This is a genomic window from Pontimicrobium sp. MEBiC01747, assembly GCF_053601635.1.
This window is the reverse complement of record NZ_JBSHNS010000537.1, coordinates 1-13,175: the sequence shown is the minus strand read 5'-3', so window position 1 is coordinate 13,175 and position 13,175 is coordinate 1. Positions and strand designations below refer to the sequence as shown.

Below are 13,175 nucleotides of genomic sequence, written 5' to 3'. Positions count from 1 at the left end.
CCTACTCGGGGTGTAGCGTAGCCCGGTTATCGCGCCGCGTTTGGGACGCGGAGGTCGCAGGTTCGAATCCTGCCACCCCGACTAAAATGAATACCAACAAAACTAAAACCCTGTAAATCGTAAGATTTACAGGGTTTTAGTTTTTTAGACTATCGTGAGAATGGAATTGGTGGTTAAGATACTTAAATAGAATAAGGTGATTTAATTTTCGTCTTGAATAAATACTCAATTAAAAGATACTAATTATAAAAAAACTCAGTTTATATTTATAGATGAATACTATACAAGCTATTAATAGTTACTCAATTGTTTATGTGTGTACTAAAGCCAATAGTAAACGTATAAATATTAGACTAAAAAGAAAAGTAATTGATAATGTAAATAGCATTAAATTGAAGCTAGATAAAAGACCTTTAGCTTAAAGTGGGCAAACTAAAACTCGTCTTTTTTATTTAAATTTGAAGTGTTTAAAATTAATTTAGTTCAATTTAGCCTACATGGAAATCATCCCAGTAAGACATATAAATGTTATTCAAAAAGAACCAAATTTACTGGGGAATTTTACGATTAGAACTCTTCAAGATTTACTAAATGGGAAAGATATGTTTCATGAGCTTCATAGACACGACTTCTATTTTATTTTAATTGTAAAAAAAGGCTTAGGTAATCACGAAATAGATTTTGTTAACTATGAGCTTTCAGATTATTCAGTGTTCATTGTTCGTCCAGGTCAAGTACATCAATTAGAGTTAAGAAGTGATAGCATAGGTTATATGATTCAATTTAATTCTGAATTTTATTCTCCAATTGAAAAAAAGCCTAACGTTTTATTACAAAAAGCAAGCACAAAAAACTTTTATCAATTAAAAGAGGAGGGCTTTTTAAGATTGGATATGTTATTAATGTCAATATCTAATGAATATAAAAGTAAAAGTGAGGAGTATAAGGAAGTTATAAAATCTAACCTTCAAATTCTTTTTATAGAATTGATGAGATTAAGAAATACAAATACCAAAGGTTCTGCTAATAAAGATTTGTATGTTCAGGAGCGTCTTGAAGAGTTTTTACAATTGTTAGAAACAAATATTACTAGTGAAAAGCAAGTGTCTCAATATGCCAATATGTTGAATTTGTCCAACTACCAACTAAATTCTATAACAAAACAAACATTAGGCAAAACAGCATCAGAACTTATAAACGAACAAATTATATTAGAATCTAAACGCTACCTTCTGGCAACATCTAATCAAGTAAATGAAATAGCCTATTATTTAGGGTACGAGGATGTATCTTATTTTATTAGATTTTTTAAAAAACATACCGGTTATTCTCCAGAGGTATTTAGACAAAAACTAAAATAAGTCCTATTCTACTTCATTTTTATCCTAATACTTAAATACTTATCAAAATTACTTTTGCAGTGTAATTTTTAGCATAAGTATATTAAATGAAAATCGTTTATAAAACTATTTTGGTGGGTTTAGGAGCAACGCTTTGTATTGATTTTTGGAAACTCATTGCAAGCTTTTTCGAAATGAAATCTAGAGGGGTGTTGTTTTTAGGTAGATGGCTCGTTTATACATCAAAAGGGCAATTTTTACATAATACTATTATACAAACGCCAAGTGTAGAAAACGAAATGTTTTTTGGTTTAATTGGGCACTATAGTATTGGTGTAATATTTGCTTTTTTATTACCACTAGTGTACGGTTATAAATGGTTCTCTAACCCTACATTATTGCGCGCAATTATTGTTGGTTTAATTTCGCTTTTACCGCCTATTTTTATAATTCAACCACTATTTGGTTTCGGAATTGCATTTTCAAAAATACCAAATGCTTCGCAATACCTTCTAAAGGTTTTTATAATTCATCTCATTTATGCCATTGGCTTGTATTTAACAACGAAAGCTTTGCAACGAATTAAATATTTTAATCAATAAAAAAATGAAATCAGATTTAAATAAATGGGTGTTAACGAGTCTTGCACTTTCTACGCTCATGGCTTCTTTAGGAGTTAGTATTGCCAATATTGCATTGCCAACCTTGACAGCGGTTTTTTCAACAACATTTCAATCTATACAATGGGTTGTCATTTCATATCTTTTAATTATTACAGTAACTATTGTTAGTTTAGGAAGGTTGGGGGACATTTTTGGTTTGCGGCGTATGTTAATGATTGGCGTTACTATATACACTTTTGCATCCCTTATATGTGGTATAGCCTCTAAATTATGGGTGTTAATTTTAGCACGCACCTTTCAAGGATTAGGAGCTGCTATTTTAATAGCGCTCTCGTTGGCTTTTGTTCGTGAAGCGGTTTCAAATAAAAAAACAGGTAGCGCTATGGGCGTATTGGGTACAATGTCTGCAATAGGCACAGCGTTGGGCCCAACACTAGGAGGAGTATTAATAGAAAGTTTTGGATGGAGAGCTATTTTTTTGTTTGTGATTCCATTAGGCATTTTAAATATATTTTTAATGTATAAGTACCTGCCAATAACTAAAGCGAAAGTTAAACTTGAAAGTAAAAAAATAGATTGGATAGGAATATTCTTATTAACAATAACTCTAGTTTCTTATACATTGGCAATGACTATTGGTAAGGGAAACTTTAATTGGATAAATGCTCTATTGCTTTTACTCACTGCTGTTGGTGTAAGCATATTTGTTTATAGCCAAGCTAAAGTAAAATCCCCATTAATACCATTGTCTGCATTTAGAAACAGAAATTTAAGAGCTAGTTTAATTATAAATTCTTTTGTATCTACTGTAATGATGGCAACATTAGTTGTTGGATCATTTTACCTATCATTAGCATTAGGCCTTAATGAAACTTATGTTGGGTTGGTTATGTCTATTGGGCCAATAGTTTCTGCTCTTACAGGAATTCCCTCTGGTCGTATTGTAGACCGTTTTGGTTCAACAGTAATTGTAATTATGGGCTTGTTGGTTATGACGCTTGGTGCTTTTGCATTATCAATTTTACCCAATCTATACGGTGTTGTTGGCTATATAATTGCACTCGCAATTTTAACACCAGGATATCAACTTTTTCAAGCAGCTAATAATACGTCTGTTATGGTTGGAGCCAAAAAAGATCAACGTGGTGTTATCTCTGGGGTGCTTAACTTATCACGTAATTTAGGCCTTATTACAGGTGCATCTGTTATGGGTGCATTATTTGCGTATGCAGTAGGTACAAGCAATTTTAATCTAGCTCAAGCACAAGATATTTCAAGAGGAATGAATATAACATTTATCGCTGCTGGAATTTTGATAACCATAGCTGTAATTATTTCGTTGGTTATACGGAAAAAAGCTATTTAGGCTGTTCATAATTTAGCATTTGTCCAATACTACTTCAAATTTGTCCTAGCAAATAACTTCAGTATGGTAATAATTTTACATCGATAATAAATCGAATACAATTATGGAAAAACAAGGTGAATTAAAATATAAAGAATTTTGGAATGAAAGATATCAAGATTCCAATTTTGCTTATGGCAAAGCACCCAATATGTTCTTTAAAGAGCAGATACAACAATTAAAGCCAGGAACAATATTATTGCCGGCAGATGGAGAAGGTCGTAATGGCGTATTCGCTGCAAAGTTAGGATGGAAAGTGACAGCTATAGATTTAAGTAAAGAAGGGCAAAAAAAAGCATTACAACTAGCATCAGAACAAAATGTAAATATTAATTATGTTGTAGGTGATATAGAAAAAGTTGAATTGTTAAATGAGTCTTTTGATGCTATTGCTTTAATCTACGCGCATTTTTCATCATGGAAAATTTCAACTATTCATAAAAAGCTAATTCAACTTCTAAAGGAAAATGGAACGATAATTTTTGAAGCTTACAGCAAAAAACATTTAGCATATAAAGAAGCAAACCCTAAAGTTGGAGGTCCTAGTGATATAAATATGCTATTCTCTTTAGAAAAAATACAAGCAGATTTCAAAGGATTTAAAATACAGGTATTAGAAGAAAAAGAAGTAATCTTAAATGAAGGAGAATTTCATAAAGGAACAGGGAGCGTCATCAGATTTGTAGGTAAAAAAGTATCGCACTAAAAATGAGAAGTGTACTAATTATATGCCTTTTTATCTTTACTGTTTTTAACGCTAAAGCTCAAAAAGCTGACCAATTTAATTCATGGTGGTATTATTCAGGAAAATATCGATTGACCAAAAAAATTAATATTGAAACACTATATTCTTGGAGTAGACATGATTTTATTAAAGAGTGGCAACAATCGAAATTTAAACTTGGAGCAAGCTACAACTATTTAAAAAATCTAAGTTTTGGTGCTGGTTACGAGTGGATAGTATTATTCCCCTATGGTGCACATCCTGTTCCAGAGAAAAGAACCGAACATAGAATCTATGAGTATTTTACTATAAAAAATAAAATTAAAAAAGTTTCGGTTAATTACGGGATGCTGCTAGAACAACGTATTATGAAAGATAAAACAAGGCATAGATTGCGACTTATACTTGCAGCAAAAACTCCAGTTTTGCGTTCTAAAGAAGGAAAAACATTAGTAGGTTTTTCGCTCTCTAATCAAGTGTTTTTAGATATTGATAAATATGCCAAAGGGAACAATTTTAGCCAAAATAGAATTTATGGTGGTTTTGATATCCCTGTTAATAGTGCCTTTACATTAAGCTTGGGCTATATGAATCAATATATTATTATAAATGAGACTAGAATAGAAAACGACCATACATTAATGGTAGGACTGTTTCACAAGTTAGACTTCATAAAAAAAATAAAATGATTACAATAACAGACAGGTTAAAAATAGATTTAATTAAATTTATTTCTAAAAATAAATGTGAAATTAGATATTCAATAGCGAAAATAGTCACTTCTATTTTAATGGGACTTGGCTATACATTTAGTTAGTTTGGAATCTATATTTTATCAATACAACTATACAAATAGGATGATGTAGAAAGAGCTAGATTACCTTATGTTTTTGCTACTTTTATAATATATTCTATAGAAATTATTTTGGGTGAAAGAGAATTTAATTTTAAACAATTAGTTTTATTAATTATTTCTTTCTTATAATAACAATAATTACCAACCCAAAAACAATTGAAACTAAACACAACTTTCTAGATAAAACATAAAATGCAATACAACATCTTTTTATACAAATTGTTAAGCTTACAATAGATTGTTTTCTTTAAAGCAAAGTTAAAATTGATTTCATTTGAATTTAAATTTATACTTTTGTATTCTATATGAAACAAGTATTCCATAAAATAATGTCCTTGTTAATGGCTTTTGTAGTATTATTTTCTACAATGTCATTTACTCTGGATATGCATTATTGTGGAGACACTTTAGTAGAAACGGCATTGTTTCATAAAGCCAAAGGCTGTGGTATGGATATGCAAAAGCCTTCAACCGAAGGATGTTCTATAACCAAGAAAAACTGTTGTAATGATGAGCAATTAGTTATTAGCGGACAAGATGAGCTACAATTGCAAATAGACAAAATTTCATTCGAGCAGCAAGTTTTTATCGCTTCCTTTGTTTACACATATAGTAGCCTTTTTGAAGGCTTAGATAAAAACGTTAGTTTTTATGAAGCATACAAACCACCACTCGTCGTTAAACAACTCTACAAGATTGACGAAACGTATTTAATCTGATTTTTAAATAATAGACTTTTCTATCCAGTGGATTATTTCCATTAGGATATTTCCTCGTATTCGGTGTTTTCTTAACATCAATGTCTAATTATTTAATTATCAGAATCAATGCTAAATAAAAGCATCAAATTTTTAATAGAAAACAAACTTGTTGCAGTACTATTACTAGCCCTTTTTATAGGGTGGGGAACAGTCAATGCACCTTTTAATTGGGAGACAGGCTTTTTACCAAGTAACCCAGTCGCTGTAGATGCTATACCCGATATTGGCGAAAATCAGCAAATAGTATTTACCAAGTGGGATGGTCGTTCACCACAAGACATAGAAGACCAAATTACCTACCCATTAACCACATCACTTTTGGGTATTCCGGGAGTAAAAACTATTCGAAGTTCCTCTATGTTCGGCTTTTCAAGCATCTATATTATTTTTAAAGAAGATGTAGAATTCTATTGGAGTAGAAGCCGTATTTTAGAAAAACTCAATTCTTTACCCAGCAGTTTATTACCCGAAGGCGTTAACCCTGCACTGGGGCCAGATGCTACAGGCTTAGGGCAAATATTTTGGTACACACTAGAAGGTCGTGACGAAAAAGGCAAGGTTACAGGTGGCTGGGATTTACACGAACTGCGAAGCATTCAAGATTATTACGTTAAATACGCATTATCCTCAGCAAGTGGTGTGTCGGAAGTCGCTTCAATTGGAGGATATGTTCAGGAGTATCAAGTCGATGTAAATCCAGAATTAATGCGTCAATATAATATTGGATTGCACCATGTTGTAAAAGCAGTAAAAGAAAGCAATAAAGATATAGGTGCGCAAACATTAGAAATTAACCAAGCCGAATATTTAGTGCGTGGATTGGGGTATGTAAAATCTATTGCAGATCTTGAAAATGCAGTCGTTACTTCCAAAGATTTTGCAGCAATAAAAATAAAAGACATTGGTAAAGTGTCTTTGGGGCCAGCAACCAGAAGAGGTGTTTTAGACAAAGAAGGCGCAGAAGTAGTTGGTGGAGTTGTAGTGGCTCGTTATGGTGCAAACCCAATGGAAGTAATTAACAATGTTAAAGCTAAAATTAACGAATTAAGTGCAGGGTTACCCTCAAAAGTATTGGCGAACGGAAGCACCTCGCAAGTAACTATAGTTCCTTTTTACGATAGAACCGAACTCATTCAAGAAACATTAGGCACACTTAATGAAGCCTTGACTTTAGAAATACTAATTACCATTTTGGTTATTATCATTATGGTCTTTAACCTTCGCGCTTCAATATTAATTTCTGGACTATTACCTGTTGCTGTTTTAATGGTATTTATCGCTATGAAACTCTTTGGAGTCGATGCTAATATTGTTGCATTATCAGGTATTGCTATTGCTATTGGTACTATGGTAGATGTCGGTGTTATACTATCAGAAAACATCATTAGGCATTTAGATGAAGATGATGGAACACTATCCATTAATACAATAGTTTACAACGCTACAGCCGAAGTATCTGGTGCCATAGTTACTGCCGTTATGACAACAATTATCAGTTTCATTCCTGTATTTACAATGATTGGTGCAGAAGGTAAATTGTTTAGGCCATTAGCCTATACAAAAACCTTTGCATTAACAGCATCAATAATCGTAGCATTATTTTTAATTCCGCCATTTGCTGCCTATCTATTCAGAAAGAAAAGTATTAAATCACAGTTTAAGTATGTTTTAAATAGTGTTTTAATAGTATTAGGGATTGTTGCTATAGCTTACAGTTACTGGTTAGGATTAATATTAATAGCCTTTGGGGTTACGGCACTTTTTAATCTTCAAAAAAGAATAACACAGAAACAAACAAACCTTATTAATATTATTATTTCAGCATCAGCTATAGTTGTCCTTTTAGCTGAATATTGGAGACCATTAGGTGTAGATAAAAGCATCTTTTGGAACCTCATTTTTGTAGGAATTGTTTGCTTTGGTTTGCTAGGAATTTTCTCATTATTCATCAAATTCTACACACGTATTTTAAGATGGTGTTTAAATAACAAGTTATTATTCCTATCCATACCAACAACCATAGTTATAGTTGGGTTTTTCATTATGAAAAATACAGGCAAGGAATTTATGCCATCGTTAAACGAAGGCTCATTTTTATTAATGCCAACTTCTATGCCGCATGCTGGAGTAGAAGAAAATAAACGTGTACTACAACAGTTAGATATGGCGGTTGCTAGTATCCCAGAAATTAAAACCGTAGTTGGTAAAGCTGGGCGTACAGAGTCGGCATTAGACCCCGCACCATTATCAATGTATGAAAACATCATTCAGTACAAGCCAGAATATATGCTGAATAAAAAAGGAGAACGCCAACGTTACAAAGTAAATGATGAAGGATTATTTGAGTTGAAAGATGGAAGTACTGTTGCAAACCCTAATACTACTGAAAATACTGTATTAACAACAATAGAAAAATCTCAATTAATAGAAGATAACAACGGAGAATTCTATCGTAATTGGCGACCCAAAATACAATCTCCAGACGATATCTGGAAAGAAATCGTGAAAGTAACAAAACTACCTGGCGTTACTTCTGCACCCAAGCTACAACCTATAGAAACCCGATTGGTAATGCTTCAAACAGGAATGCGTGCACCAATGGGAATTAAAGTAAAAGGACAAGACTTAAAACAAATTGAAGCCTTTGGAGTGCAATTAGAAACTATCATCAAGCAAGCAGAAGGTGTTAAAAAAGAAGCTGTTTTTGCAGACCGAATTGTTGGTAAACCCTATCTGTTAATTGATATAGATAGAGAGAAAATAGCACGCTATGGTATATCTATTGATGATGTGCAAAGCGTTTTAAAAGTTGCTGTTGGTGGAATGGTGTTAACTCAAACCGTTGAAGGACGAGAACGTTACGGCGTTCGTGTACGTTACCCAAGAGAATTAAGAGCAAACCCAACCGATTTAAAACAGATTTATGTACCCGTAGAAAAAGGAAGCCCTGTGCCTTTAAGTGAATTGGCAACCATTCGTTACGAGCAAGGCCCGCAAGTTATTAAAAGTGAAGACACTTTTTTAGTAGGCTATGTATTGTTTGATAAATTAGATGGCTTTGCAGAAGTTAACGTCGTTGAAAATGCACAGAAACTCATTCAAAATAAAATAGATTCTGGCGAATTGACTGTACCAAAAGGTATTAACTACCAATTTACAGGAACGTACGAAAATCAACTGAGGGCAGAAAAAACCTTATCTGTTGTCGTACCTTTAGCATTGGCTATTATCTTTTTAATCCTGTATTTTCAATTTCGTTCGGTGGGCACATCTTTAATGGTGTTTACAGGTATAGCTGTGGCATTTTCAGGAGGTTTTATCATGATTTGGTTGTATGGTCAAGACTGGTTTTTAAACATTAATTTCTTTGGCGAAAACCTTCGAGACTTGTTCCAAATGCACCCTATTAACTTAAGTGTAGCCGTTTGGGTTGGTTTCATTGCTCTTTTTGGTATTGCAACGGATGATGGTGTTGTAATGGCAACCTATTTAACACAAACGTTTAACAAAAACACACCACAAAACATAAAAGAAGTGAAAGCATCGGTTGTTGAAGCAGGAGAAAAACGAATTAGACCCTGCCTAATGACAACAGCAACTACCATATTGGCATTACTGCCAGTGTTGACATCTACAGGTCGAGGAAGCGATATTATGATACCTATGGCCATACCAAGTTTTGGCGGAATGCTTATCGCTTTAATTACCCTATTTGTAGTCCCTGTTTTATATAGCTGGAAAGCAGAAATTCAACTTAAAAAAAGAACAAAATGAAATATTTAAAATTGAATATAAAATTAGTCTTGACTCTAGGCCTTTGTTTCTTTTTTCTTAAAGGAAATGCACAACAATTGCAAACCCTAATTGATGAAGCATTAATGAACAATCCTGAAATTCAAAAATTTGAACTACAATATAAAAGAGTTTCAGAAAAAGTAGAAGAAGTTAACACACTTCCAAATACCGAATTTGGTGTCGGGTATTTTATAAGCGAACCAGAAACGAGAACGGGAGCACAACGTTTTAAAGTATCTGCCAAACAAATGTTACCATGGTTTGGTACAATAACATCACGTAAAAATTATGTGAGCTCGTTAGCAGATGCAAAATATGAAGACATTGTTATTGCCAAACGAAAATTAATGGCTTCGGTATCTCAATCCTATTATAAACTATATGCTAACAAAGCAAAACAAAAAGTATTAGGAGAAAACATCGAGCTGTTAAAAACGTATGAAACTATGGCGTTAACCTCTGTAGAAGTCGGTAAAGCATCAGCAGTAGATGTATTACGATTGCAAATGCGTCAAAATGAAATACAGCAACTAAAAGACGTTTTAAAGCAACAGTATTTAGCAGAACAAACTCATCTTAATAATTTTTTAAACAGGGAAAATGATATTGCAGTTACTGTAGTAGATCGTTTAATGATACCTTCAGAAGACTTTGAAATCGCTACTGAAAATTTAGCATTACATCCAGAGTTGTTGAAATTTGATAAACTCTACCAATCCATAGAACAATCAGAACTGTTAAACCAAAAAGAGAGTAGCCCAATGATTGGTTTTGGATTAGATTACATCAATGTTTCCGAAAGACCTAATATGAAGTTTTTAGATAACGGAAAAGATATTGTAATGCCAATGGTTTCGGTATCCATACCAATTTTTAACAAAAAATATAAATCCATTACCAAGCAAAATAAGTTGAAACAACAAGAAATTCATTACCAAAAACAAGAACGTATAAATACTCTAGAGACACTATTAGATAAAGCTATTAATGAACGCATTGCTGCAAGAATATGCCATGCAACACAAACCAGAAACTTAAAGCAAGCCAAAGATGCAGAGCAAATTTTAGTTAAAAGTTATGAAACAGGAACTATTAATTTTAACGATGTATTGGATATTCAAGAACTGCAATTGAAGTTTCAAATAAACCAAATTAAATCGGTAAAGACCTATTATATAGAAACCACGATAATTAATTATTTAACCCAACAATAATGAAACACACCTATCATATACACGGAATGACTTGCAATGGTTGCCGTAGTCACGTAGAAGAAACGCTCTCTAAAGTAGAAGGTGTTACAAAAGCTATAGTTAGTTTAGAAAAGGCAGAAGCTACTATTGAAATGGAATCGCATATACCCATAAAAACATTTCAGAAAGCGTTAAAAAATGATGGAGATAGATACAGTATCCATAAACAAGGAGAGCATCATCAACATTCTGAAGATAAAAAGAAAAAACAACCTAAAGGAATAGGAACAGGTACATTTTATTGCCCTATGCACTGCGAAGGCGATAAAACCTATAACAAACCTGGCGATTGCCCAGTTTGTGGAATGGATTTGGTAGAAGAGCAAAACTTATCGGTAATCTCAAAGGCGCAATGGACATGCCCAATGCATCCAGAAATTGTTAAAGACGAAGCAGGGGCGTGCCCTATTTGTGGGATGGATTTAGTGCCCCTGCAACCCGACCTTTCAGCAGAAGAAAAGACCTATAAAAAATTAGTAAAAAAGTTTTGGATAGCTTCAGTATTCACCTTACCAATCTTTTTAATAGCAATGAGCGAAATGCTCAATAATAACCCGTTATACAATATAATGGAGCAGAAATACTGGAATTGGGTACAGTTTGTACTATCCATTCCTGTGGTTTTTTATGCCACTTGGATGTTCTTTGAACGGGCTTATAAAAGTATTAAAACATGGAACCTTAATATGTTTACACTTATTGGTGTTGGAGCAGGAGTAGCGTGGCTATTTAGTGTTTTTGGAATGGTATTTCCAGAGATATTTCCAAATCAATTTAAAACCCAATCGGGAGCCGTACATGTCTATTTTGAAGCAGCAACAGTAATATTAACATTAGTGCTTTTAGGGCAATTATTAGAAGCTCGTGCCCATAGTAAAACAAATTCTGCAGTAAAAGAATTATTAAAATTAGCACCAAATAAAGCACAGAAAATTGTAGATGGTAAAGAGATTGAAGTTAGTATAGACGAGATAAAACTTAACGATATCCTTAAAGTAAAACCAGGCGATAAAATTCCTGTAGATGGTGTAATAACCGAAGGTAATACAAGCATCGACGAATCCATGATTACTGGAGAGCCAATTCCAGTAAATAAAACTAAAGATGATAAAGTAAGTAGCGGAACCATCAACGGAAATCAATCCTTTTTAATGAAAGCAGAGAAAGTAGGAAGCGACACCTTACTGTCTCAAATTATTCACATGGTCAATGATGCTAGTAGAAGCCGTGCACCTATTCAGAAATTAGCAGATAAAGTTTCGGGATATTTTGTACCAGTGGTAGTTATCATATCTGTAGCCACCTTTATTGTATGGTCTATTTGGGGACCAGAACCCGCTTACGTGTATGCGCTGGTCAATGCCATTGCCGTTTTAATCATTGCATGCCCGTGTGCATTAGGGTTGGCAACACCAATGTCTGTAATGGTTGGCGTGGGTAAAGGTGCGCAAAACGGAGTATTAATTAAAAATGCCGAAGCCCTTGAAAAAATGGATAAGATAAACACACTTATTGTAGATAAAACAGGGACTATAACCGAAGGTAAACCAACTGTAGAAACCGTAGGAACTTTTAATGATGGTTTTAGTAAAGAGAAAGTGTTGCAGTACATCGTTTCATTAAATAGTAATAGCGAGCATCCTCTGGCAGAAGCTACTGTTAAATATGGAAAAGCACAGAATGTAGAAGTTTTACAGTCTAAAGATTTTAGTGCAGTTACTGGAAAAGGTGTTGAAGCTACAATAGATGGTAAGAAAATAGGATTAGGAAACCCTAAAATGATGGAATATGTTAAAGCAGACATAACATCTAAAATGAAGGAAGAAGCTAGAACCTACCAAAAGCAAGGTAAAACGGTGTCTTATTTAGCAATAGATACTAGTGTTATTGGTTATGTGGTTATTGGCGATAAAATAAAAGAAACTAGTGCCAAAGCTATTAAAGCACTTCAAGATAAAGGTATAAGTGTTATCATGCTTACAGGCGATAATCACGATACAGCACAAGCAGTAGCTTCCGAACTAAATCTGGCAGATTTTAAAGCGAGTATGCTACCTGAAGATAAACTACAAGTTGTAGAAAAGCTACAAGAAAACGGAAAAGTGGTTGCTATGGCTGGCGATGGTATTAACGATGCGCCAGCATTGGCTAAAAGCGATGTCGGCATTGCTATGGGAACAGGAACAGATGTCGCTATTGAAAGTGCCATGATAACCTTGGTAAAAGGCGATTTACATGGTATTGTAAAAGCAAGAAACTTAAGTGATGCCGTAATGAAGAATATTAAACAGAACTTATTTTTTGCGCTCATTTACAACACCTTAGGAGTGCCCATTGCAGCAGGTGTATTATTCCCATTCTTTGGAGTTTTATTATCACCTATGATAGCGGCATTAGCTATGAGTTTTAGTTCTGTTT

The 13,175-nt window shown here is 33.6% G+C and carries 9 protein-coding genes and 1 tRNA gene; all 10 read left to right on the top strand.

Annotated features, from left to right (window positions below; all coding sequences use genetic code 11):
- Positions 1-6: 6 nt before the first annotated feature.
- Positions 7-81 (top strand) — tRNA-Pro (locus ACVC2P_RS17465).
- Positions 82-497: 416 nt separating this feature from the next.
- Positions 498-1,361, top strand: coding sequence for an AraC family transcriptional regulator (locus ACVC2P_RS17460; protein WP_452599732.1), 864 nt, complete (start codon positions 498-500; stop codon positions 1,359-1,361).
- Positions 1,362-1,447: 86 nt separating this feature from the next.
- Positions 1,448-1,942 (top strand): DUF2938 family protein, encoded by a 495-nt coding sequence (locus tag ACVC2P_RS17455; RefSeq protein WP_452599731.1) that lies wholly within the window; start codon positions 1,448-1,450, stop codon positions 1,940-1,942.
- 4 nt (positions 1,943-1,946) lie between these two features.
- Positions 1,947-3,329, top strand: coding sequence for an MFS transporter (locus tag ACVC2P_RS17450; RefSeq protein WP_452599730.1), 1,383 nt, complete (start codon positions 1,947-1,949; stop codon positions 3,327-3,329).
- 103 nt (positions 3,330-3,432) lie between these two features.
- Entirely contained in the window at positions 3,433-4,074 is a 642-nt protein-coding gene (locus tag ACVC2P_RS17445) for a class I SAM-dependent methyltransferase (protein WP_452599729.1), read from the top strand.
- Between the two features lie 2 nt (positions 4,075-4,076).
- Entirely contained in the window at positions 4,077-4,781 is a 705-nt protein-coding gene (locus ACVC2P_RS17440; RefSeq protein WP_452599728.1) for a DUF2490 domain-containing protein, read from the top strand.
- A gap of 472 nt (positions 4,782-5,253) precedes the next feature.
- Positions 5,254-5,667, top strand: a complete 414-nt coding sequence (locus tag ACVC2P_RS17435) for an HYC_CC_PP family protein (protein WP_452599727.1) — start codon at positions 5,254-5,256, stop codon at positions 5,665-5,667.
- Positions 5,668-5,775: 108 nt separating this feature from the next.
- Positions 5,776-9,483, top strand: coding sequence for an efflux RND transporter permease subunit (locus ACVC2P_RS17430; RefSeq protein WP_452599726.1), 3,708 nt, complete (start codon positions 5,776-5,778; stop codon positions 9,481-9,483).
- Complete coding sequence (locus tag ACVC2P_RS17425; RefSeq protein ID WP_452599725.1) at positions 9,480-10,718, top strand: TolC family protein; 1,239 nt, start codon at positions 9,480-9,482, stop codon at positions 10,716-10,718. Before ACVC2P_RS17430 ends, ACVC2P_RS17425 begins: the two co-directional genes overlap by 4 nt.
- Positions 10,718-13,175: heavy metal translocating P-type ATPase (locus tag ACVC2P_RS17420; protein ID WP_452599724.1), on the top strand; the 2,458-nt coding region annotated here is incomplete at its 3' end. The genes ACVC2P_RS17425 and ACVC2P_RS17420, both read left to right, overlap by 1 nt.